A 23,857-nucleotide genomic window follows, 5' to 3' on the forward strand; every position below is an offset into this window, starting at 1 on the left:
AATACTTGAGTTAATTTACCCTTCTTCATTTTAGAATTTCTGTGAACGACTGATAAGATACATATCAGAGGCACAGTCATGAAGAAACGAAGAGTGTTCACTATTTTATTCCCCTTATTGGCCATCATTATTCTCGTGGCCTGTCTTGGAAGGGGGCACAATCTTAGAAAAATAAGAAGTGAGATGATTGTAGATCAATCACTAAGCGTCAACTCAAGGGTTCCGGCCAGCACCTTTATTGAAGGCGAAGAAGAAGTCGTTATTGGGAACTTCTTTGATATCTCTAGGCCAAACTCCCTCGATGATAGCGTTGGTTTTATACAAGAAGGTAATTGGTTTCAGGATAACTTGAAAGGTTATCAGGGAAGCATCAGCCGCTACACCAATGATTCAAGTGCAAGGGCCATCTACACGACTGATCTTTTGGGTGATTCGACTTATTGTATTTGGTACTACCGAGTGCCATCAATGAATGCAACGGACAATGCAATCGTTGATATTTTTGATGGTGTTGAAGAAATTGGTCTGGCCAACTTCAGTCTAAGACTTCCAAGTAATGAAAAAGGTCTCTATCCTTTAGGGGAATTCTCTTTTACCTCAGGACAGGAGAGTCGTGTGATTATTTCAAAGGGCGCAGAAGACCCGCTGCTTTTAAGAGCTGATGAGGTCATCTTTAAGAAGCTAGGTGATTACGAGGATTGCCAAGGAATGATTTATAAGGAGCTTGATGAGAGTGCAACGATTGTGGCGAAGGCCATTAATCAGAAAACTTTTAAAGGAACAGATGGTTATCGCGAATATGGTGACTGGGTGGATAGTAAACTTAAAGGAGCACAAGGCAATAGTGTGCGCATGAGTGAAGATGAATATGCCTATTCAACTTATAACTTCATGCCAAAGAGGTCCGATTACTGCTTACAAATATATCGTCCAACTGTTGTTGGTGCTCTATCAAATGTTAAAGTGAGTATCTTTCAAGAAGATGTGGAAATCTTTACGACTTTTGTTAGTTATAATATGCCCGAGGCCAAGAGTGGTTGGGTAGGTTTAGGAAAACATGAGTTTAAAGAAAATGAAGTTGTGACAGTGATTTTTGAAAGAGACCCTCGCGACATCGGCTTACTTCTAAGTGATGCCGTGAGGTTATCGATAGTATCTAAAGATAAAAATTGTAATTAAATGAGTAGGTGGTAAGTAACAAATGCTCCACCATAGGCGAGAATTGTCATATATCCAAACATTAGGAAGACATGTCCCCATCCATCTGTTTCTCTGCGAACAATCCCAAGTGTTGAGATACATTGCATAGCAAAGGCAAAGAAGATTAGAAGTGACCAAGCAACGGCCGTATTAAATACTGGCTCATTTGTTTCTGGATCAATTTCAGCTCTTAGTCTTTCTCTTAGAGTTGTTGACTCCTCATCCACATCACCAAGGGCATAGATAGTTCCTAGAGTTGAAACGAAGAGTTCACGGGCACCCATTGCAACAGTGATCCCAACTCCCATTTTCCAATTGTATCCAAGTGGCTTGATAACTGGCTCAATTAGCTTTCCAAATTGGCCAATTGTTGAATGCTCAAGAGAGATCGAAGCAGCTTCAGCTTCTGTTTTTCCAACAAGCATCTCTTGTGCTGGTTTTGGAAAAGTTGAAAGAAACCAGATTACCATTGAAAGACCTAGGATGATCGTCCCGGCCTTTTTAAGAAATACTCTTCCTTTGAAAAACATTGACTTAAAAGCAGGTTTTAAAGTTGGCATTTGATAAAGAGGTAACTCAATAATGAATGAAGTCGTACTACCTTTATAAAGAGTTAATCTAAAGATCTTTGCAATAATTAGGGCCACAATACTTCCTAGGAAATAAAGGAAGAAAAAGGCAAGTGCTTGAGAGTTAAAGATTCCAAAAACAGTCTTTTCTGGAACAAATGTCCCAATTAGAAGAATGTAGACTGGTAGTCTTGCAGAACAAGTGATGAGTGGAATCGTCATTAATGTTGCAAGTCTTTCTTTCTTATCTGAAATAGTTCTCGTTGCCATAATTGCTGGAACAGAACAAGCAAAGCCTGAAAGGTATGGAAGGAAGGCCTTTCCATTAAGTCCAAAGTAAGACATCGCGCGGTCTGTGATAATTGAGGCACGTGAGATATATCCACTTTGTTCAAGAAGACTAAGTAAGAAGAAGAGAATCATAATTTGTGGAAGGAAGATAACAACTCCACCAACACCTGCAATAATTCCATCAACGATAAAGCTATTTAACATACCTTCTGGAAGTAGTGTTGCAACGTATTCTCCGAATGCACCAACTCCGCCATCAATTAGATCCATGGCAGGACCTGCCCATGTATAAATTGAGTGGAAGATTAAGTAGAAAATTGCCAGAAAGATAACTCCACCTAAGAATGGATGAAGAACGAATTGGTCAATTTTATTTGAGAGTTGAATTAAACTCTTATTTTTACCAATAGCATATGATGCTTTTAGATCTCTTGCTTCTCTTTGGTATTTTTCAATTTGAGAAAGCGCAGAAACTTCATTTTGAAGTTCAACAAATTGATCTTCCTCAAAGCTTACATTAAATGGATTGTATTCCGTTGATTCATTTGAAAGTTTAATCTTTCCTGATGGTAAAAGAATTTCGTCTGAAGCATTCTCTCTTAAGAAGTTCTCAAGAGTTGCTCCACTGTCTCTCATTGTCGAGAATTTGATATAAGGAACACCAATATGTTCACCAATTTTATCAAAGTCATAATTCTTTGTTACATCAAGGTCGTACTTGTTGAAGATGATTTTAATCTTTCCACCAAAGAGCTTCTTTACAGCAAGAGCAAGTGAAAGAGAAGAGTCCAGACGAGCACAGTCAACAACACAAACGATTTCGTGGAATTCTGTTACTTGATTATTTCTTCCAATTAAAGTGGAAACTGTTACAGCTTCATCAATAGAAGAAGGAACTAGTGAGTAGATTCCCGGAAGGTCCACAACTGCTAATTTTTCTTCATGACGGGCATTTGAAATAAGACCTGCTGTGGCCGTATCAACAGTAATACCGTTGTAATTTGCAACCTTGCGATTTGCTCCTGATAGAAGATTGAAGATCGCCGACTTCCCTGAGTTTGCAGGGCCAATAAGTAAAATTTTTCTCATTAATGTAATTCCTCAACATTGATGAGACTTGCTTCGCTTAGACGAAGGGCAACTGTTTCACCATCTGTTAATCTAAGAGTAAGAGGGGAGCCTAGGAATGAAGGAGCGATAACTTGAATTGCATCACCTGGAAGAATCCCAAGTCCTGTCATGATTGTCTTATGCTTAAGCCCCTTATCAAATGAGAGGATCTTAACATTTACGCCTTTTTTAACCTTCGATAAAACCATATTTTACTCCATACGTCTCAATGGGCTTACTATAGTTTTATTAGTCAAACTTGTCTAGGAACTCTTTACTGATATGAACCATGTTTACACGGTGGGTTACTCGCGATAGAAGGCGTCCGTAAAGTGTGCAATGAGAGAATCAAGTACGTGCTCACCAAGTGAAAGCTGACGATACTTAACCCCTGTTAAGTCAAAGATACGACGAGAGATGCGATTTGACTCAGTACCCGCGTGCTTGTCTTGTAAGTATACGATTTCTTTGATCTTTGAAGAAGCTAGAAGCTTGGCACACTCGTGACAAGGAAAGAGAGTCACATAGCATGTTGCTCCAGAGAGCTTGTGATTAGAGTGAAGAATTGCATTGGCCTCGGCGTGAACAACGTATCCATATTTCTGCTGCTCAAGAGGGAGAGTCCTCTCTTTTCCCCAAGGAAGTTTAGTTTCATCAATTCCCGCAACAAAGCCATTGTAACCAAAAGTTATTTGGTGGTTGTTCTCATCGACAAATACACATCCTACCTTTGTGGCCGGGTCCTTACTTTTGAAGCTGGCCATAATGGCCTGAAGCATAAAGTACTCATCCCAGTTTACGGCACTCTTTGTTTGAATGTGATTAATCGACTTTTCAAGCTCTGTTCTCATGGCAGCAAGATTAGTTAATAATCCTTCACTTGGCAACTACTGGAAGCTTGTTAAGTCAGATAGGGTGGTGCAAAATATTGGAATGACAAGAGAACACAGGAAGAATTTTTTACTATCCTCTATTAAGATGGCCATCGCGACACTATCAAGTCGTGTTCTGGGTTTTGCTAGAGAAATTTTAATGGCCAAACTTTTTGGTGCCTCAGGACTTACTGATGCCTATCAAATTGCATTTCGTATACCAAATATGTTGCGTGACTTATTTGCAGAGGGATCATTCTCATCTGCATTCGTTCCAATTTTTACTTCGGCCAAGAAGGATGGTGATGAACATGCTCGTAAGCTTCTTTGGTCCATGGCCATTGTCTTACTTGCTATCACTTCAATTGTTTGTTTATTGATTTTTATCTTCGCCCCACAAATTATTCAGATTTTAACAAATGAGCTTTTTACTTCAGATGTAAATCGCTTGGAAATGTCTGTGCTTTTGACAAGAATGATGTCGCCATTTTTAGCATTTGTTTCAGTGGCCGCATTATTTATGGGGGTTCTTAACACTTATAAGATGTTCTTTGCGCCAGCGATGGCCCCGGCGGTATTCAATATTATCATGATCGTCTCAATGATAACGCTGCCTAAGTTCTTAGAGGCACGAAACCTTCACCCAATTGTATCTCTTGGTGTAGGTGTTCTCATTGGTGGTCTCTTGCAAATGCTTATTCAAGTGCCAATGCTCTTTTCAAAGGGCCTTGTAAAGCTAGATGGGATTGAGCTTTTCTCAAGTGATGTAAAAGAAATTTTAAAACGCATGAGTATTGGTACAATTGGTGTTGCGGCCACACAAATTAATCTCTTAGTCTCAACTTTCTTAGCAACGGGAACAGTTGTCGGTGCCGTTTCTTGGCTTCAATATGCATTTAGGCTCTTTCAATTTCCTGTCGGCATTCTTGGCGTTTCAATTGGAAACTCAAACCTTGTTTACTTCTCTGAACTTTGGAGGGGAGGTAAAGAAGAAGAAGCGAAGGGTGCACTTCAAACAAGTTATATAACGAGTCTTTTTGTTCTCATGCCTGCAATGGCATTAATGTTTGCTCTAGCTCAAGACTGTGTCGCTATTTCTTTTCAACGAGGAGCATTTGGCCTTGATGATACGAAGATGGTAACGGAAGCACTCTATGCTTACTTATTTGGGCTACCATTCTATGGACTTTATAAAGTCTTTTCTCCAAGCTTTTACACATTAGATAAGCCAAAAATTCCTGTGATCATTTCTTCGATCGCTGTTGGGATTAATATTATCTTCTGTTTCTCACTTGTTGATACTTATGGATTTAAAATTCTTGCGATGGGAACTTCGATTTCGATGATTTTTATCATCCTTGTTCAGTCGATTCTATTATTCAAATTGTTGGACTTGAAACTGAAATTCTTCTTTCCTCTAAGATTTTTTAAAATTGGTTTGAGCTCACTATTAGCTTTTTATGCTACACAGTATGTACGTGGATACTTCCCAAACAATATCTTTTCAACTCTTGATAATCTTGCGGCCTTCGTTGTTGCAGCGTGCGCAGGCGCTTTTGCCTATGTTATTGCGCTAAGTGTCTTGGGTGATTATGTTTTAATTCAGCGCTTCTTAAATAAGATAATCCGTCGAAATTAGAATGGAAGTAATCATAAATTTTCTTGCTTCATGAGTGGCAAGTCGTTAAACTTAAAGAGATTACACATTTGGAGCAGTAAATGAGAACAAATTTTGAAACACTCGAAAATTTAGCGAGTCATACAATTAATACACTTAAGGAAAAGGGTGTTATTGAATTCGATATTGCAAATCGTGAAAAACTTATCGAATCAATGGCGACTGAATTTGGTGTATCACTTGCAACTGATGAAGATATTCGCGATCAAGCAATCGAAGAAGTTGAAGAGAAAATGGGTGTAGATAATATGCCTGAGGACGTAACTGAGTCTGAAATGTTCAACCATGCTCGTAAAGAAATTATTAAGTCATTCAGTGGTGAAAATATTGGTGGTCTATACTTAGTAGAATCACTACACAATATTGCAAACCGCATGACTGCATTCTTAATTGATTGTGAATTCATCGATGATGTCTTCGGAACTGACGAAGAAATTCACAACTTCCTAGTACAAAATATTAGAACATTTAAGACACGTTAATAAAAAAGCTCCGAAAGGAGCTTTTTTTATTTCTTCTATTTGGTACGTCGATACTTTTAAAGTTTTTTAATGTTGTGTAGAGATTGTTCAAAGAACGGTCCTTCAAGCAAACCATTTAAGACAGAACTTTCACTTTCTAAAATGACAATTCCATCTTCAGTTTTTAATAGGGCAGCATCGTAGTAGACACGAATCTCATGACTTTTTGTGGCCGTTCCTTCCACGCGAAGAGTTTCGATACCTTGTTCATATAATTTTTCAAAAGATTTTGGCCCATGAATAATTGACGTATCTTTATCAAAGACAAGTTCATTATTTATTGCCAGCTCTTCAAAGGCCGCTTGCAAATCAACATAGTTTTTATCAGTAAAGCTAAAGCGAGACTGCCATTCATAACGTGTGTCAGTTCTTTCAAATACTTTTAATTCACTACTGTCGCTTGTGAGGGTCCACCAAGGTGGGATTGGAATTTCAAGTCCATGGAAGGGGAAGCTTACAGCATTCTTTAAGGCGACTTTTTTTTCACCTTTAATAACAAATGCCGCATAAGTAGCAAAAATTAATACGCAAATGAGGAGAATCCACCAAAAAATATTACTCATAATTCGCAATTTATCGCTAAATTTAGGCTTCGTAAACGTAATATTAATCAGTTAAATCAGTACTTTATAGAAAAAGTCGATAGTTTACTCAAGTTTCATTCATAAAGTGTCGTTAAGTAGTTGAGGATTGTTAAAGTTTTTATGGAGAAAACTATGAAGTTAAGACTTATTGGCACAAAAAGCATCTTATTGGCGATGATGATGCTGAATACATATGCTGAGATCGACATCAGTGATTGTATCTACTTAAGAGACAATGGCTATGAAGATGACGCTCAAGCATGTGTAACAAGAGCATCTCGTGGAAGCTCTGGAAGTAATGACTTCTGTGTCGATTGTTTACCTAAACTTCCTGAAAGAAATGAGTGGGCCGAAGTTGCAAAAGTTGCAATTCCTTCACTTGCAGCAATGGGGAGTGTTTTTTTCGCCACTAAACACCAAGCTGATTCTCAAGAGTCATGGGCAAATGCTTATGAAAATGGAATTAAATCATGTCATGGCCAAATCGATGGCTATTTAGATTATAACCTTGAAAGAGGTGCAAACCCTGTTCTTCCAAAAGAACAAACATCAATGCTTAATTCTTGTAACGGTTATGGCTACGGTATGTACGCTGGAGGACTTGGTCTTACTGGTGGAACTTTCGGTGGTGTAGGTAACGGTTGGCTAGGTCAAGGTTACACTGGCGGATTCCTTGGTGGAATGGGTGGACCAAACTTTGGTGGCAATATCTATGGGAATGCCGGATGGGGCATGGGAATGGGTAATGGCATGGGTAACGGAATGGGCATGGGCATGGGCAATGGCTTTGGTGGAAATTACCAAGCTAATGTTTATATGAACCCACTAGGTTCTCTTGCTGGTTCGGCACTTGCTGGACTTTTAACAGGTGGTAATGCTGGCTTTGGTGTAAATATCAATGGTGGCATGGGAATGGGCGGACACCCTGGAATGTACCCTGGAAATATCTACGGTGGAATGTACCCAGGTTTCGGTATGAACTCAGGCTTTGGAATGGGCATGGGAATGGGTGGATACCCTTACGGAACTGGTTTTGGAACAGGCTTTGGTGCTAACTTTGGCATGGGAATGGGTAATGGTTTCGGAATGGGTAATGGTTTCGGAATGGGGAACGGTTTCGGAATGAATACTGGTTTAAATTTTGGACTTAATATTGGTAACACTGGCGCATACCCTGGGATGAACACTGGCGCAGGTTGGGGAATGTACCCTGGATCTGGCTGGGGAATGTATCCTGGAACAGGTATCAATGCAGGTTTCAATCTCGGTTGGGGAGTTAACGGCGGTGGAAATGGTAACTGGGGTAATGGTGGAGTTTATCCAACATATCCAGGCCCTGGAAACGGTGGAATTATCTCTGGCGGTTGGGGAATCAACGGCGGTGGAAACGGTAACTGGGGCAACGGTGGTGGAAACCCTGCTTGTATGTGTATCTCAGCACCATGTGCTTGTGGAAATACATTTCCTGGTGGAAACGGAAATATTAATGGCGGTTGGGGAGTCAACGGAGGTTGGGGATCTGGCGCTAATAATGGTTGGGGTGTTAACGGAAACGCTGGTTGGGGAGTCAACGGTGGAAACGGTTGGGGCCTAAATGGTAATGCTAACGGTGGTTGGGGTGCCAATGGAAACTGGGGTGCAAATGGAAACTATAATAATGGTTATCAAGCACAACAATTTCAAAGCTACATCAATGGGCTTCAAGGACAAGCTGTTGCTCAAGGTAATTACCAGAACCAAGGAAACGTAGCATATGCTAACCAAGCACTGTATCAGAACTTATACAATGCTCAACAAAATATTTATGCTAACTCTTATAACGGTTACTATAATTCAGGGACTAACTATGGATCAATGGCCGGTGGTGGTCTTAATGGCCAATTTAGTATTGGTGTAAATGGTGGTGCCGGGTTTAACTGGGGTGCTAATTAATCGATTGAATTGAGAGAAGAGAGATATAAGAAAGCCTCCCGGATGGGAGGCTTTTTTTATAAAAAAAATAGCGCCAGTGGCGAACCGAGAAACCTAAAGGTTTCTCTCTCGAATATTATGTGCACCGAATAGGGGCGCACAAATAAAAAAAGAGGCTATCAGCCTCTTTTATTATTTGTTATGCATAAGAATTTTGATTGAGCCTCTGAAAAGTACTTCGATCTTATTAGCATCGAGACTCTTCTCAACAAGCCCTGGCCCAAAAGTTGGGTGAGCTAGTATATCGCCAACTTCAAACTTGTGGCGAATGCTATATGTAATAGGTTCACCTTCTAATTTTTCAAGTGCATTTTCCCAAACATTAATGATTTTTTCTTCAGTTGAAACTCTCTTCTTTGCCGGAGCTTTTCGACGAGTAGCACTTGGAGATACTACTTTCTTTGGCTTGTAAGCATGAGTTGCTTTACAAGTATTACACAGAACTTTATATGGAGTATCTGCATCCTTCATTGCTACAATTAAATGAGCAAGATCTAACTTACATTTGCTACAATATGTTACAATTTCCTTACCAACACCTAGTTTTGACATATTCTCTCTTCCTTTTACTTAATTAGGTCAATTTAATGGCGAATAGGATTAAAGTAAAGAGAATAAAAGGTAATATGTAGATAATTATAATGAAGAAAAATACTTTAGCACTGCTGGAAAAAGCGAAACATTTACCGACAAAATCTGGATGCTATTTGATGAAGCGTAAGCGTGCCGGCATCGAAGAAATTCTTTATATTGGAAAGGCGAAAAACCTTCGTAGTCGAGTTTCCAGCTATTTCAATAGTTCAGAGAAATCACCTAAAACTCAAATTCTTGTCTCTCATATTCAAGACTTTGACTTTATTATGACTAAGACTGATGCCGAAGCATATATCTTAGAAAATAACTTAATTAAAAAGCATATTCCCAAATATAATATTCAACTAAAAGACGATAAAAGTTATCCCTATATTCAGATTGATTTGAATGAAAAATTCCCACGTCTTGTTTACACAAGAAGGCCAAAGAGAAAAAAGAAAATTAAGTTATTTGGGCCTTTTACAACGGGAAGTAATATTTTAAAAATTTCTCGCATCTTAACCAAGTCATTTACTTTAAGAGACTGTTCAGTAGAGGAGATGCGAAAGAGAAAGCGCCCATGCCTTATTTATCAAATGAAGCAATGTTCGGCCCCTTGTGTGGATTATATTTCTGAGAAAGATTATTTCAAGGATCTCAATTATGTGATTAATTTCTTTGAAGGTCAGAGTAGAAATGTTTTAAAAATATTAGAAGAGAAAATGTTCGCTGCTGCTGAAAGTGAGTACTTTGAAAGAGCTGCAGAAATTCGCGATAGCATTGAAGAGTTAAAGTCATTCTCTCAAAGTTATGAAAAACAAAATGTCGAGTTATCAACAGAAAGAGATTTTGATATCGTTGCTTATCATGTTGGAGAGTTGGAAGTTGATATCTCAATCTATATGATGAGATCAGGGATCCTTCTGGGTCACAAGAATTATCACTTTGGGAAAGGGGATAGTGAGAGTGAGAATCATGAACTCTTTCAAACATTCCTATTTCAATACTATTCAAATACAAAAGAGAAACTTCCAAGTCGTATTTATCTAGATGAGAAGAAAGCGGATCTTTCAATGATTAGTGAAGCCTTTAATGAAGTTCTTGATCAAGAAGTTGAAGTGCAAAAGCCTATTGGTAAGATGAAAACTCTTTATGAGTTAACACTTGATCACGCTAGAGAGCATCAACGTTTTAGGGTGAAGAATCTTGATGGCCCTTGGATTGGTTTAAATAAACTAAAAGAGCTTTTAAATTTAAAAGAGACACCAAAAATTCTCGAATGCTTTGACGTTGCCATTTGGCAGGGGAAGTCTCCAACGGCGTCGCAGATTGTTTTTCGTGATGGTAAGCCAGATAAGGCGCAGTATCGCTATTATCACTTAGAAGAAAGGCCTGAAGGAAATAATGACTTTGCTATGATGAAAGAAGTTCTTTCGCGCAGGCTTAAAAAGGGAAAACTTCCTGACGTCTTTATCGTTGATGGTGGGAAGGGACAAGTCTCAAGTTTCTTAGCAGTTCTTGAGGATTTTGAACTCGATATTCCAGTTGTGGGGATTGCAAAAATCAAAACGAGCAAGCAGGAATCATTTAAAGATAAAGAGGTCTCAAGCTCCGATGAAAGACTTATCATTCCTAATCGCATTAATCCTTATATTTTAAAGAAGACGCCATCTCTTATGAGAATTGTTGTGCAAATGAGGGATGAGGCACACAGGTTTTCGAGAAAGCTTCACCACAAGAAAGAAAGGGATCGAATATTTACTTCGTGGTTTGATGATATTGAAGGGATTGGTGAGAAGACTCTAAAAACTATTCACGAGAATATGGACTTAAATCTAAAAGAGCTCTCGCAGTTATCGGTCATTGAAATTAGTCATAAATTGGATGTGAAGGAAGGCATTGCTGAGAGAATTCATACCAAGCTTATGGCCGAATTCCCTCAGAAATAATTGTCTAGTTTAGGTGGTGGATTTTTTTACGATTGCCGTGCCCGCAATCAGTACATCTCGAATTCTCGTGTATGTACAAGTTTTTATAATCCGATAGGTGTGTGTGAACCATTTTAGAGCCACATACAGGACAATCATTTAAAACCTTATGTACTTGATCGGCATCACCAAATAACTCTTCAAAGTTTTCAAATTGGAAATCTGGATCGAATGACATTGTAGCAACTCCTTTAAATATTAATTACCACTGGGGATTTGAGATTGTGCAGAGTGTCCCAAGTAGTGGATGTAGTTGATTTATCGGAGGCTTAACAATGTTCTGAAATTTATGCTTTTTTTTTTAATGACTTAGGGATATTTTACCCATAGGAAATAATGTAATGGCGCAATTTTTAACCAAATTAACTAAAGATTTTAATAACGTTTTAAAACTCTCACGAGATGAGAAGCCGAATTACTATGCCAAGTTATTTGAAAATACGCTTTGGTATCCTAAGCTAAAAGAGCGCAAGCTTGCTTCTAGTAAGGCTTCACAAGAAGTCACAGAGGCTCCACAACAAGCTCCTCAACAAACTTCTAAGGCGATTGAACAAGCACCGAGTAAAGAAGTAGCAAGTGTCGAGCAAACAGTCTCAGCGCCTAAAATAGAGGTTCCTATAGCACCTCCAAAGCGTAAGATTGATATTGCGGCAGCTTCTAGTGGCGCTGAATCTTCTCGTACAATCAAAGTTAATAACGATATCAATAAATTCCTTTCACAATATAGTAGTTCTTGGGAGCTTGAATCGATCCCTGGTTACAAAGACTACCAAGGTGAAGTGGATATTATCTTCTTTGGACTCGATGAGATTGAAGAAGGGGAGCTTCCAGATTTCCTACCTTTATCAATGATTGAATCTGATCAAGATATTATGGGGCGTATGATTAAGGCCATGAAGATTTCAAGCGGCCGCTTTATTCGTGTTCCATTTATTAAAAAGGATGCTCGTGAATTTCTTTTCACTTGTTGCGCCCACTTTAAGCCTAGGCTTCTCATTAGTCTTGGTGCCGCTGCTACAAATTTATGTCTAGATAAACGTGTTCGTCTTGCAAACGTTCATGGAGAATTTCACTCGATTCAAATAGAAGTTGATGGGAATGCTCAGTTAATCGATGTCATGCCTCTATTTCACCCTAAATTACTAGAGGTAAATGAGTCCATGAAGAAAACGGCATGGACAGATATGCAAAAAGCGATAAAATTTCTCTCAAGTTGAGTAGCTTAGTAAAATCATATATCATTTTACTAGAGAAGTTGCAGGGCAAGGATGCCGCACAAATCAGGACGATATTCGTTGAGAAATTTACTTATCTCTATCATTATACTTTCTTCATGGAATTCTCTGGCGAGAATTAGCCCATTACAAAACTTACGATCTGGACACACGATAAAGGTGAGGGTTGCCAAAGATCTTGATAACGTTCTTCTTGAAGGCGTTGATCTTACTCGTAAGGTTGTTGCGACCAGAAGTCGCAAGAGCTTTAAAGGCTTTAAGAAGATCAAAGTTAATTGCCAAAATCTACAATCAGTAAAATCTGTAAAACCACAATACTTAGCATCCCTAACATCGCAAACTGGACTTATTAGTTTTGACCGTAAGCAATTTATGGGGCAAATGCATATTGTGACGAGTGCTGATGGAAACTCTTGTGATGTTGTTAACGAAATGGATCTTGATGACTATATTGCAACCTTACTTGCAAAAGAGATGAATGCATCTTGGCCAATTGAGGCCCTTAAAGCACAGGCCGTAGCTGCTCGTACTTATGCTCTTCATCACATGATGATTTCAGGGCTTAAGAATGACACACTTTATGATTTAGAAAATTCTGAAAAACATCAAGTAAATGGAACATTTAATGATGTGACGGCCAGCACTCTTGAGGCCGCAAAAGATACGGCAGGATTAGTTCTTACCAATGGAAAGGGAAATCTTGTACCAGCATTCTTTCATGCAAGTTGTGGAGGAACGACATTAGTACCTTCAGATGTTTGGAAAAATGATGTTCATGGTTACTCGACTGTGAAATGCGACTACTGTCAGAAGAAGAAAAACTGGGATTCAAAAATTACAAAACTTCGTTTTAAAAAATTTCTTAAATGGGCAATGAGAAAGAAGTTCATTGAGAAACAAAGTTTAAAAAAGAAGTTATTCTTATACCCAGATAAGAGAGATCAAACAAATCTTTATGTTCAAAATGGTGTAAAGAAAATCAAGATCAAAAAGAGTTTATTTCGTCGCTACTTTGGCCGTGTCGAATTTCCTTCAAACCATTTCTATATGGTTGATGTTGGTGGAGCAGGTCTTCACTTTGTTGGAAAGGGGAATGGTCATGGAGTTGGCCTATGCCAGGTTGGTTCTTTAGGTCTTGCCCAAAAAGGAAGGGGCCATCGTGAAATTCTGGCCCATTATTTTCCGAAATTAAATATCTTAAAACTTTATTAGTTCTTAAATCATTAAGGACAAGGTGTTGAAAAACTAATATTTAAACCAACTGCTTGAAGTGTTCCTTGAGTCGGTTGAGAATATTGGTATGGAGCTGCAACAACTTGAAAGTGAGCTGAATCAACTGTTGCTGCTGGACAATTTGTTCCCGAACCTAGAACTGCACCAGATTGTTGTAGAGCAATACCTTGTAGTCCACGATCATCTCCAATAATTGGGTAGCTATAACGGCCATCTGTAAATGAACGTGAGCAAAGTGAAAGGCGAACGTTATAACCAGTTAGATTACTACCATTAAGCACTTTAGTAATGATAAGAATATCACCAAAACTATTTACTCCAACATGGTGTTGGTTTGATTCATTAGGTAGCATTCCTTCTTGTAGTGGACCTGCAACGACATCATTATTATATGAGTAGCCTGCTGGGATATTGGCAACAATTGTTCCTCTTCTTTGTCCAAGTCTAAGATAAGACTGGCCATAGTTATTTAAATTATTACTGTCATATCGGCCGTACTGACAACTAAAGGCTTGAGCATTGACAAGACTATCAAATAAGGCCTGCCCTTGTGAGTCCATTCCTGTTGATCCTGTATTGGAACCACTTCCGCCATTACCCCAACCAGAGTAGTAACCACCACTGCTGCTTTTTGAATCTTGACCACAGCTTGTTACAAGCATTGAAGCAATTGTCACAACCATTAATAACTTAAACTTTTTCATAATATCCTCAAATATTAGTTTTCACGCTATTTCCTGTATCGGTGACAATTAAGGATTTCTTTAGAGATTGATAAAATTAATTAAGAATTTTTTCAAATTAACCGAAATAGTAAGTAATTATGACAGCTTATGAACAAGTAAAAGAATCAATGTTTAAGATTATTACTGGCTCCTTTAAAGATTTTAAAAAGGATGATCAGGCCAAGTTTCGTTTAAAGATGGGGCTCATCTTTGCGATCATTCCTTTTATCTCAATTGTTGTAGGATTCATCCTCAACTGGATACTTTTAAAATCAACGATTATCTATATTACGACTTATCGTAAGGATATTGATTATATTATTGATTCATTAATTTATGACTACCTCCAAATTGGTTTATTAGAAGTTCTACCTTGGATGATTATTTCCATTGCTTTCTTACTTGTTGCGGGAATTGTTCTTGCACAATTAATGCTTAGGCCATTTGATGAGATTGCACAGTACTGTTTGGACTTTTTAGGATCTGAAGAAAAAGTAAATTCTTTCGATGGAGAACTTAAATCTGAGTTAAGATTATTATCTAGTTTTAGTGATTGGTTCTTTACAACGACTTCAACTCTACGCATGAGTGGAAAATTAACTCAAATTGAAGTTCCTTCTAAATACAAGAGGATACATAAACCGGTATTCGAGACGATGTTTTTTGTCCATAAAAGTATCTACGTTGCCATCACTTGTATTCTAACTGGAATGATCATTCTAATTATTAATTACGCTCTTTTTGATGCTGTAATCTCTGTGGTTAACGAAGTCTTTACGAATGGTAAAATTGCTAAAGATTACTTTAGTAACATGGCCTTAATCCAGGATGACATTGTAGGGATTACGATTATTATCAATATTATTTCTTATGGCTTCTTCATGGGCTATCTTTATAACAAAGTTGCGACGCCAGCATTTGGTATTTTTGCAACGATGCGATCTTTTATTAGTGGACGATATACATCAAGAGTTCACCTTATCGGTTACAAGTACGTTCGTCATCAGACGCGTGCCATCAACAAGTATTTGGACTATATGGAAAAAGAGTACTCAGTAAAAGATGATTGAGTATTTAACTTTGTTCAAGTAAAATCATAATAATAATTTGATGTGAAATTTGTTCATAATAACAAAAGGGATAGTAATGAAAAAAGCATTAGGCATTGTAATGTCATTAGTTTTACTTACGAGTTGTGTAGGTAAAGATGAAATCAAAAAAGCATTAAAAGATGATCCAACGATTTTAGCAGAAGCAATTAAAGCTAACCCTGCTGAAGTTATGGAAGCTCTTCAAGTTGCAGCTCAAAACGCAAAAGAAGCAATGGCGAAGAAAAGAGAACAAGAGGAAAACAAGAAACTTCACGAGTTTATTGAAAACCCTCTAAAACCACAAATCAGAGAAGATGAATCAGTTAGAGGTACTAAAGGTGCAATTATTACTCTAGTTGAATACTCTGACTTTCAGTGTCCTTACTGTACAAGAGGGTTTGATAATGTTGTTAAGCCAATGCTTGAAAAGTACAAAGGTAAGGTTCAATTTGTTTACAAACACCTACCACTTTCTTTCCACTCAGAAGCTAGAATCGCAGCTGCTTATTACGAAGCGGTTAGACTTCAATCTGAAGAGAAAGCATTTAAATTTCACGACATTCTTTTCACACAAGAAGGTCAGCAAAAGCTAAGAAATTTAAAAGAAAAATACCTAAAGAAAACAGCAAAAGATCTAGGTGTTAATATGACTAAACTTGCTAAGGATGTTAAGTCTGAAGCAGTTGAGAAAAGAATTGCACAAGACGAAGCTGAAGCAAGAAAGTTTGAGATTCAAGGAACTCCTGGTTTCGTAATCAATGGTGTACCTGTTAAAGGTGCTTACCCACTTTCTCACTTTGAGATGATCCTTGGTCTTCTTAAAGAAAAAGGTAAACTTGATATCTAATCACTGATCAAGTTCAGTTTAAATATGAAGGCCCGCCACTTGGTGGGCCTTTTTATTTTTCCGTGTTATAATATGATCATTGGAGGTTAAAATGGTGAACTTCTTTGATCAGAATCAAGTGAAAGTTAACAAAGAATTCTTTCGTGAATCAGCAAGACAAATTGATTATACAATTGAAGATTTTCTTCACGATGATATTCCACATTCTTTATTAGAACAAAATGTTTTAAATACTGCTTACATTAATCACTTAACATCTTTGTTAAAAATCAATTCTATTTTCGATTTAGCACAAGAGATTTTAGAGCTTGAAAAAAGCTTGGATAAGCTTGCTCATCGTCTTCCTGTCGATATTAATATTCCAACAATGGAAACTTTCTATCATCAACTAGGTCCAGTTTTTATTCAACTTTTTGTTGAAATTAAAGACCTTGAAGATCATAAAGAACTTGAAGGAGAGTGGCTAAAAGCCGTGAGAATCGCACTAGAGGAAGAAATAGTAGTTTGGCAAGAAAAAAACTTAAAATAAGCATGAAAATAAAAAAAACCTTCAAAAGTTAAAAAAAACGCTAAAAAGCCTTGTCAAAGCGTGTTTCAAACTTCATCCTATTTCTACAACAACTAAATAACTAACTATTTGGAGTTAAAATGAACAGAAAAGAACTTGTAGAAGCAATCTTAAAAAACAAAGAACTTAGCCACCTAACAAAGAAAGATGCAGATGCATTCGTATCTACTACTCTTGAAACAATCAAGAAAGCAGTTAAGAAAGGTGACGATGTTTCACTAATCGGTTTTGGTACTTTCACAAAAGTAAGAAGAGCAGCTAGAACTGGTATCAACCCAGCAACTGGTGAAAAAATCAAAATCAAAGCTAAGACACTTCCAAAATTCAAGCCAGGTAAAGCTTGGAAGGAAATGTTCTAATTTTTGTTTGAAATTAGTTTCATAATAAGAAGCCTCCATTACGGAGGCTTTCTTATTTTTAGAGGCATATTTTGCCTATCAATCCTCTTCAGCGTCAAAAAAACGTCGACATTTTGACACCACCACTTTTTTACATTCCTCATAAAGTCTTAAAATTTCAAAATTAATGGGCAGAATCTTCCGGAACATACTTTACTATCTTGTAGAAAATGGCCGCTAGATGTATAATTTTTGACGAGGCACAGTTTTTAAAGGAATTTTTTTCTGTGTGAAGTAAAGGATTTATAGATTATGGCAGATGGAAGTGCTGACAATTCATACCAAGGAAGTGGAAAGAACCCTCTACTAACAGTAGCTCTACTACTGAATATCGTATTAATGGGTGTAATCGCTTACTTTCAGTACCAAACACATTTAAAGATCTCACAGCAATCGTCTGTGGAAGATATTGTTAAGGCACAAATGGCCGAACAATCTCAAGATAAAGAGGTTGTACAAACTGGTGAAGCACAGGAAGAAGAAGGAAAGCTATTTCCTCTTGATAGCTTCACGGCCAACCTAGCACAAGGTGATGGGCCTCAACGCTACATTAGATTAAATGCCGTTCTTAAGCTTTCTCTAAATGCGAAGGAAGAAGAGTATAAGGCAAGAAAGCCTCAGATTAGAGATTCAATCATTAGTATCTTGAACTCTAAGAGGCCAAATGATCTTCTTAAAGTACAAGGTAAGGAATACCTAAAAGAAGAGATCAAATCTGCTATCAACTCATACTTAGTTGATGGAAAAGTTTTAGATGTTTACTACGTTGGTTTCCAGATCAACTAGTTAATATAAAGTATTAAGTTTAATTTTTGGCAGGATGCCAAGATCATCAAATCCTAGGAGGGGAACGATGGCACAGGTTTTAAGTCAAGACGAAGTCGACGCTCTATTAAACGCTGTAAACGATGGTGACGCAGATGATTTTCTAGGTGAAGGTGGGGATTTCGATGATGAAGCTGAAGACGAGAATATTCAGCCCTATGACTTAACAAATCAAGACCGAGTCATTCGTGGGCGAATGCCTATTCTTGAAATCATCTACGAAAGATTCATTCGTTCATTTCGTGTATCACTTTCAAACTCTCTAAGAAAGATCTCGACGATCTCGATGATCTCGACAGACCTTTTAAAGTTTGGTGAGTTTGTAAACACACTTCCGATTCCATCGTGTATGTGTATCATGAAGTTTAATGAACTAAGAGGTCCTGCTCTATTAGTATTTGAATCAAAGCTTGCTTACGCAATTATCGATTCATACTTTGGTGGTACAGATCGTCCTTTCACAAAGATCGAAGGAAAAGAATTTACAGCGATTGAACTTTCTTTCATGAGAAAAGTTATGGATATGGCCATTGCTGACCTTGAAGAGGCATGGGCGCAGGTTCACCGTATTGATGCTCAATACGTTAGAACTGAAATTAACCCACAATTCGTTGGTGTTGTTCCTCCATCAGATGTAATTATCGCAACAACTCTTGAAGTTGAATTTGAATCAGCTTCTGGAACGATTATGATCGTTGTTCCTTACTCAACGATTGAGCCGATTAAGCAAAAGCTTTCATCAAATTACCAAACAGATAATGATATGGCAGATAGTATCTGGACTAGTGCTATGAATGAGCACATCAAGGATACGAAGGCCGAGATCGTTGTAAAGCTTGGTGAAGCTGAAATGACTGTAGGAGACCTTTTAACTCTTCAAACTGGAGATATTATTCCTCTTAACCAAGAAGCATCAAGCGAGGTTAAGGGAGCAATTCAAGGTGTAGAAAAGTTGAAGTGTCTTATTGGAACATACAAAGGAAACCGAGCGGTGCAGGTAACTCACGTTGATAAGACACCTAAAGTTTCTATGGATATTGAAGTCGAATAATTAAGGGAGATATATATGAGTGATCAAACAGAACTAAATAACCAAACACAAGGGCTAGAGAACTTCAACACAATGGAAGTTGAAAAACTTGCTGATGAAATCAGAGCAGGTGATGATGCCATTAATAAGCTTAAGGTTCAAAACCTAGACTTTATCTTAGATATTCCACTGAAAGTAACAGTAGAGCTAGGTAGAACAGAAGTAATCATTAAAGATCTTCTACAACTAGGACAAGGTTCGGTACTAGAGCTTGATAAACTAGCAGGTGAGCCTCTAGAGATTCTAGTGAATGGAAAGTTAGTAGCAAAAGGTGAAGTTGTCGTTGTAAACGAAAAATTTGGTATTCGTTTAACTGATATTATTTCGCCAATCGAGAGAATTGAAAATCTAAAGTAGTAGATAAACGTAGGAACTAATCATGGCCAGACAACTTAAATTATTATTTTTAGCACTTTCACTTATGACAACGAATGCATTTGCTAGAGTTGAAGTAGGGAAGGTTAAGTTAACTAAAAATGGTTCAACAGGTATTGTTACAGTTGGGCTTAAGGGGAAGTTTGAGACAACTCCTGAGTTAACAATTAAAGATGATATTATTCAAGTAGCATTAAAAGATACAATCGTATGGCCAAAGATTGAAAAGCAAGTATCTGTTAATGAAAAGTTTGATACGAAACTTCTAGCATATCAATTTACAAAGGATGTCGCTCGCGTTCGTGCAATTCTCCCGTACGACATTAAGGGTAACGAAGATAAAGTAAGTTTAGAAGTTAGTGATAATGAAATTAAAATGTATTTTCCAATCACTGCAAATAAGAAACAAGTTGCAGTAACAAAAGCAGCTCCTGCTAAGAAAGCTCCTGTTAAGCAAAAGAATGCTGAAGCTTATGACGAAAGCTATCTTGCAAAACTACTAAAAGATAAAGAAGAAGTAACAAATAATAAAAATAAGAATAATGTAAAGTTAGAAAAGACAAGTGAGTCTTTACTAGCTCTTGCCAAAGAAAAGAATGAGCAGATTGAAGACACTGTAAGCAATCTTTCTTCAGGTGTTGAAAAAGGTGGATTCCAGATGTCGACTTATATTTTTAAATTTATTGGATTCTTTGCTCTATTTGCAGCAGGTATCTTTTTTCTAATGAACTTCTTTAGAAAGGGAATGTTGAAAAAGGGTGGTCTAGGTCTTTTCTCAAACGCAAAAATGGTTGAGGTTCTATCAACAACTTATCTTGCTCCTAAGAGAAGCCTACTAGTTGTTAGAGTTCAAAAGCAAGTTTTCCTAATGGCGCAATCTGAAAAGGGAATGGACTTCTTAACTGAAATTCAAGATACAACAGACTTTTTTAAAGAAGGTGAGAAGGCATTAACGGGATCTAATTTTGATACAAACTTAGATACGGCAAACTCTGGTTCAAAAGAATTTAAGCTGAAAGAAGTTGCTCAAAATATGAAAGAAGCAAGTAACTCGACAGCTTCATCACAACAAGACATTTTGAATAGTCTTGCTGGACAAGCGACTCAAGAAGAGAAAGTTAGCTTAACAGCACAAATTAAGAAGAAAGTTAAAGACATGAAGTCTTTACAATAATTTTATTAAAATTAATTCAATAGGAAGTTGGATGAAGAATTTTTTAAGAGCATTATTAATATTTAGTATTGGGGGATGGCTAAGTACGATCTTTGCTCAACAATCAACTAACCTGGGGCTTCCAGGTCTTTCTGTTAATTTTGGACAGGGAGTTGATCTTGTTGATACGATCGAATTAACTATTCTCTTTACAGTACTAACTCTTGCACCGGCGGTTTTAATTCTTTGTACTTGCTTTACAAGAATCATCGTTGTTCTGTCATTCATGAGACAAGCAATTGGTACACAAAGTATGCCACCAAATCAACTTCTAATTGGTTTCGCACTTTTCCTTTCTGTTTTTGTTATGCAGCCTACAGGAGAAGAGATTTATGCAAATGCAGTTAAGCCATATATGGATAAGAAAATTACGACGACTTTAGCAGTTGATCGTATTGAAGGCTCTCTTAGAAAGTTTATGAATAAGCAGGTTCGTAAGGCCGATATCGGACTTTTCTATGATGTAACAAATCGTCAAGCACCACAATCAATTGATGATGTACCTATTCACTTTTTAATTCCGGCCTTTATTATTTCGGAACTAAAAACTGCATTTCAAATTGGTTTCTTACTTTATATTCCATTTCTTATTTTAGATATGGTTGTGGCATCTGTTCTAATGGCCATGGGGATGATGATGCTTCCTCCGGTTGTTATTTCACTACCATTTAAACTTTTACTATTTGTTCTTGTGGACGGTTGGCAACTTGTTACTGGATCACTTTTACGTTCGTTTAATTAGGAGTAATCATGGACTTTTTTTCTGACATCGCAAGACAAGCAATTACAATAGGACTAATGATATCTGCACCAATGTTAGCAGGTGCACTTATTATGGGTATCTTGGTTTCAATTTTCCAAGCAGTTACTCAAATCAATGAGCAGACACTTTCATTTATTCCAAAGATCCTAGTCATTGTTGGAGCTCTTGTACTGACTGCCCCGTGGATGACGGATCAGTTAACAACTTTTACGAAAGATCTAATTATTTCAATTCCAAGTCTTGTTACTGGAAGGTAGGCCAAGTTAGATGACAATTCAAATTACTGACATTGTCCCAATCATTGCATTCTGGTTAATTTTTACCAGACTGCTGGCGATTAATTTTCAACTGCCTATTTACGATAACTTACCAATCCCTATGATTGTTAAGATCTTATCGACGCTAGTGATGAGCTTTTGCTTCTACCCATATATTCAGGGTGAAGTTATCAAAGATATTATGTATGTGGGGAAGGATCAGTTCTGGGCCCTCACTATTATTTACACACTTATTGGATTGATAATCGGATATTTGGTAAAATCAATTATGGGTATCTTCCTGTCAGCAGGTAGTATCATTACCCAGCAAATTGGATTTGCGGCCATTCGCTACTTCGATCCTTCTTCGGGTCAGCAAGTAGGTCCTTTCGAAAGGCTAATACAATGGACTGTTCTCGTTATGGTTGTTTCATCAGGTGCTTTACTACCAATGTTTAAAGGGATTTTTCAATCTTTTTATTCAATTCATATTTATGATTTTGGTGTATTTGCAAAATCACACATCTTCTATATCGAAGCATTCAAATCAATTTTTATTGCTGCAATTATGCTAGCAACACCATTAATTTTTACAAATATGCTCATCAGTACGGTTTTAGGAATTATTGCTCGTACTGTTCCACAGATGAATATCATTATGGTTAGCTTTGTCGTTAATATTGGCTTAGGTCTACTAGTATTTACGGCAACAAGCGATGAGTTCTTTCAAGTAGCATTTAGAATGTATACGGAAAGACTTGGCGAGTGGTTTAACTTTATCATTTAAGGGGTAAGTCGTGGCCGAAGATACAGATCAAGAAAAAACGGAAGACCCTTCCCAGCATCGAATTGACGAATCGAGAAGAAAGGGTGAGGTTGCATCCTCAAAAGAACTAACAAGTGTGTTAGTGCTGGCCGCCTGTATCATGACTCTAGCTCTTTCTCTTCTTTTCATTTATCAAGAGATGGAAGAGTTTATTAGATGGATTATGCACCTTGATCCAGCAACGGCATTTACTGAAAAATCTCTTAAAACAATTGCAAACAAAACTGCTACAACAGCTCTCGTCTGTGCAGCTCCTGTATGTCTTGTCTCATTATGTGCCGGAATTATTGCAAATATTGCTCAGATTGGATTTATCTACGCACCGGAAGTTCTGGAGTTTAAACCAGAAAGAATTGACCCGATTAAAGGGACTAAGAATTTGTTTTCAATGAAAGCTGTTGTTGAAGCAATTAAAGGTGTTTTCAAATTTATTATTGTTCTTGGAATCGTTTATTTATATATGAAGGATGATATTACGCAATTTGTAGGTTTCCTACACGTTGACTTCTTTCAGGCTTTTGTTATTGGTAAAGATATTCTTGTAAAACTTGGTTTTTCAATTCTTGCAGGACTTGTCGTTGTTGCTGCTGGAGACTTTGCTTATCAAAAGTATGCTCATAAGAAAAAACTTATGATGACAAAAGAAGAAGCAAAGCGAGAGTCAAAAGAACAAGATGGTTCTCCTGAAGTAAAACAAAGAATTCGCCAAATTCAACGTGAACAAGCACAAAAGAGAATGCTTGCTGATATCCAAACAGCAGATGTTATTGTGACAAACCCAACTCACATTTCTATCGTTATTAAATATGATCAAGAGACGATGATTGCTCCTGGTATCGTTGGGAAGGGTGCAGATCACCTGGCACTAAGAATTAGAGAAATTGCTAAAGAACATAATATTCCAATTGTTGAAAATGTTCCTTTAGCAAGAGCACTATATAAATCAGTTAAAGTAGGGGAGGGAGTCCCACGTACTTTATATAAAGCAGTCGCTGAAGTTCTAGCGTTTGTTTATAAGCTTAAGAAGAAGCAAAAAGCTATTAGCTAATTAGAG

At 37.4% G+C, this 23,857-nt stretch carries 26 protein-coding genes; 19 read left to right on the top strand and 7 right to left on the bottom strand.

The window, feature by feature from the left end:
- Nucleotides 1-78: 78 nt before the first annotated feature.
- Entirely contained in the window at nt 79-1,179 is a 1,101-nt protein-coding gene (locus ABMA78_RS06920) for a hypothetical protein (protein ID WP_392858364.1), read from the top strand.
- Here the strand turns inward: ABMA78_RS06920 and feoB are convergent.
- The 3 genes from feoB to ABMA78_RS06935 all read right to left on the bottom strand — a co-directional run bounded on the left by feoB (nt 1,176) and on the right by ABMA78_RS06935 (nt 4,021).
- Entirely contained in the window at nt 1,176-3,149 is a 1,974-nt protein-coding gene (gene feoB / locus ABMA78_RS06925; RefSeq protein ID WP_392858365.1) for a ferrous iron transport protein B, read from the bottom strand. The two genes, ABMA78_RS06920 and feoB, sit on opposite strands and share 4 nt — an antisense overlap.
- Nucleotides 3,149-3,379 carry a ferrous iron transport protein A gene (locus ABMA78_RS06930; protein ID WP_392858368.1) on the bottom strand — a complete coding sequence of 77 codons (231 nt, stop codon included), beginning with the start codon at nt 3,377-3,379 and terminating at the stop codon, nt 3,149-3,151. The genes feoB and ABMA78_RS06930 overlap by 1 nt, the downstream gene beginning before the upstream one ends.
- 96 nt (nt 3,380-3,475) lie before the next feature.
- Entirely contained in the window at nt 3,476-4,021 is a 546-nt protein-coding gene (locus ABMA78_RS06935) for a dCMP deaminase family protein (protein ID WP_052607433.1), read from the bottom strand.
- Between ABMA78_RS06935 and murJ the strand changes: the two genes are divergently transcribed.
- Together murJ and ABMA78_RS06945 are read left to right on the top strand one after the other, a co-directional pair.
- Entirely contained in the window at nt 4,020-5,681 is a 1,662-nt protein-coding gene (gene murJ, locus ABMA78_RS06940) for a murein biosynthesis integral membrane protein MurJ (protein ID WP_392858371.1), read from the top strand. The genes ABMA78_RS06935 and murJ overlap by 2 nt on opposite strands.
- Nucleotides 5,682-5,761: 80 nt before the next feature.
- Nucleotides 5,762-6,202: a DUF507 family protein gene (locus tag ABMA78_RS06945; protein WP_021268496.1), complete on the top strand. Its 441-nt coding sequence runs from the start codon at nt 5,762-5,764 to the stop codon at nt 6,200-6,202.
- 56 nt (nt 6,203-6,258) lie between these two features.
- On the opposite strand, the gene ABMA78_RS06950 is transcribed toward ABMA78_RS06945, so the two are convergent.
- A complete protein-coding gene (locus ABMA78_RS06950) occupies nt 6,259-6,804 on the bottom strand; it encodes a hypothetical protein (protein WP_392858374.1) in 546 nt (181 codons plus the stop codon).
- Between the two features lie 153 nt (nt 6,805-6,957).
- Between ABMA78_RS06950 and ABMA78_RS06955 the strand changes: the two genes are divergently transcribed.
- Nucleotides 6,958-8,757 carry a hypothetical protein gene (locus tag ABMA78_RS06955; RefSeq protein ID WP_392858376.1) on the top strand — a complete coding sequence of 600 codons (1,800 nt, stop codon included), beginning with the start codon at nt 6,958-6,960 and terminating at the stop codon, nt 8,755-8,757.
- 171 nt (nt 8,758-8,928) lie between these two features.
- Here the strand turns inward: ABMA78_RS06955 and ABMA78_RS06960 are convergent, their stop codons facing one another.
- The gene (locus ABMA78_RS06960; RefSeq protein WP_392858377.1) at nt 8,929-9,348 is read right to left on the bottom strand and encodes a hypothetical protein; all 420 of its coding nucleotides are present in this window, start codon (nt 9,346-9,348) and stop codon (nt 8,929-8,931) included.
- Between the two features lie 89 nt (nt 9,349-9,437).
- Here ABMA78_RS06960 and uvrC point away from each other — a divergent pair, with 89 nt between their 5' ends.
- Nucleotides 9,438-11,318 carry an excinuclease ABC subunit UvrC gene (uvrC, locus tag ABMA78_RS06965; protein WP_392858379.1) on the top strand — a complete coding sequence of 627 codons (1,881 nt, stop codon included), beginning with the start codon at nt 9,438-9,440 and terminating at the stop codon, nt 11,316-11,318.
- Between the two features lie 4 nt (nt 11,319-11,322).
- Here uvrC and ABMA78_RS06970 read toward each other — a convergent pair whose 3' ends face one another.
- Entirely contained in the window at nt 11,323-11,535 is a 213-nt protein-coding gene (locus ABMA78_RS06970) for a hypothetical protein (protein WP_021267851.1), read from the bottom strand.
- 163 nt (nt 11,536-11,698) lie between these two features.
- Between ABMA78_RS06970 and ABMA78_RS06975 the strand changes: the two genes are divergently transcribed.
- On the top strand, nt 11,699-12,574 hold the full coding sequence (locus ABMA78_RS06975; protein WP_392858382.1) for a hypothetical protein: 876 nt from the start codon (nt 11,699-11,701) through the stop codon (nt 12,572-12,574).
- A gap of 78 nt (nt 12,575-12,652) precedes the next feature.
- Nucleotides 12,653-13,804, top strand: coding sequence for a SpoIID/LytB domain-containing protein (locus tag ABMA78_RS06980; protein ID WP_392858384.1), 1,152 nt, complete (start codon nt 12,653-12,655; stop codon nt 13,802-13,804).
- A gap of 11 nt (nt 13,805-13,815) precedes the next feature.
- Here the strand turns inward: ABMA78_RS06980 and ABMA78_RS06985 are convergent, their stop codons facing one another.
- Nucleotides 13,816-14,529, bottom strand: coding sequence for a hypothetical protein (locus tag ABMA78_RS06985; RefSeq protein ID WP_392858386.1), 714 nt, complete (start codon nt 14,527-14,529; stop codon nt 13,816-13,818).
- A 119-nt stretch (nt 14,530-14,648) separates the two neighbouring features.
- Here ABMA78_RS06985 and ABMA78_RS06990 point away from each other — a divergent pair, with 119 nt between their 5' ends.
- From ABMA78_RS06990 to flhB, 12 genes are all read left to right on the top strand, one after another.
- A complete protein-coding gene (locus ABMA78_RS06990) occupies nt 14,649-15,620 on the top strand; it encodes a hypothetical protein (protein WP_392858387.1) in 972 nt (323 codons plus the stop codon).
- A gap of 76 nt (nt 15,621-15,696) precedes the next feature.
- A complete protein-coding gene (locus tag ABMA78_RS06995) occupies nt 15,697-16,488 on the top strand; it encodes a DsbA family protein (RefSeq protein WP_392858389.1) in 792 nt (263 codons plus the stop codon).
- 91 nt (nt 16,489-16,579) lie between these two features.
- Nucleotides 16,580-17,017, top strand: a complete 438-nt coding sequence (locus tag ABMA78_RS07000) for a hypothetical protein (RefSeq protein WP_392858390.1) — start codon at nt 16,580-16,582, stop codon at nt 17,015-17,017.
- Nucleotides 17,018-17,136: 119 nt separating this feature from the next.
- Entirely contained in the window at nt 17,137-17,415 is a 279-nt protein-coding gene (locus tag ABMA78_RS07005; protein ID WP_021268333.1) for an HU family DNA-binding protein, read from the top strand.
- 291 nt (nt 17,416-17,706) lie between these two features.
- The gene (fliL, locus tag ABMA78_RS07010) at nt 17,707-18,240 is read left to right on the top strand and encodes a flagellar basal body-associated protein FliL (RefSeq protein ID WP_392858394.1); all 534 of its coding nucleotides are present in this window, start codon (nt 17,707-17,709) and stop codon (nt 18,238-18,240) included.
- Nucleotides 18,241-18,307: 67 nt separating this feature from the next.
- Nucleotides 18,308-19,330 carry a flagellar motor switch protein FliM gene (gene fliM / locus ABMA78_RS07015; RefSeq protein ID WP_021267929.1) on the top strand — a complete coding sequence of 341 codons (1,023 nt, stop codon included), beginning with the start codon at nt 18,308-18,310 and terminating at the stop codon, nt 19,328-19,330.
- A gap of 15 nt (nt 19,331-19,345) precedes the next feature.
- Nucleotides 19,346-19,726: a flagellar motor switch protein FliN gene (gene fliN / locus ABMA78_RS07020; protein WP_021268549.1), complete on the top strand. Its 381-nt coding sequence runs from the start codon at nt 19,346-19,348 to the stop codon at nt 19,724-19,726.
- A gap of 22 nt (nt 19,727-19,748) precedes the next feature.
- Nucleotides 19,749-20,918 carry a flagellar biosynthetic protein FliO gene (locus tag ABMA78_RS07025; protein ID WP_392858398.1) on the top strand — a complete coding sequence of 390 codons (1,170 nt, stop codon included), beginning with the start codon at nt 19,749-19,751 and terminating at the stop codon, nt 20,916-20,918.
- Nucleotides 20,919-20,949: 31 nt separating this feature from the next.
- Nucleotides 20,950-21,699, top strand: coding sequence for a flagellar type III secretion system pore protein FliP (fliP, locus tag ABMA78_RS07030; protein WP_392858401.1), 750 nt, complete (start codon nt 20,950-20,952; stop codon nt 21,697-21,699).
- A gap of 8 nt (nt 21,700-21,707) precedes the next feature.
- Complete coding sequence (fliQ, locus tag ABMA78_RS07035; protein ID WP_021267947.1) at nt 21,708-21,977, top strand: flagellar biosynthesis protein FliQ; 270 nt, start codon at nt 21,708-21,710, stop codon at nt 21,975-21,977.
- A 10-nt stretch (nt 21,978-21,987) separates the two neighbouring features.
- Entirely contained in the window at nt 21,988-22,764 is a 777-nt protein-coding gene (locus ABMA78_RS07040) for a flagellar biosynthetic protein FliR (RefSeq protein WP_392858404.1), read from the top strand.
- Nucleotides 22,765-22,774: 10 nt separating this feature from the next.
- Nucleotides 22,775-23,851 carry a flagellar biosynthesis protein FlhB gene (gene flhB / locus ABMA78_RS07045; RefSeq protein ID WP_392858406.1) on the top strand — a complete coding sequence of 359 codons (1,077 nt, stop codon included), beginning with the start codon at nt 22,775-22,777 and terminating at the stop codon, nt 23,849-23,851.
- Nucleotides 23,852-23,857: the final 6 nt, after the last annotated feature.

The organism is Halobacteriovorax sp. RZ-2 (assembly GCF_043196685.1).
Classification (GTDB): domain Bacteria; phylum Bdellovibrionota; class Bacteriovoracia; order Bacteriovoracales; family Bacteriovoracaceae; genus Halobacteriovorax_A.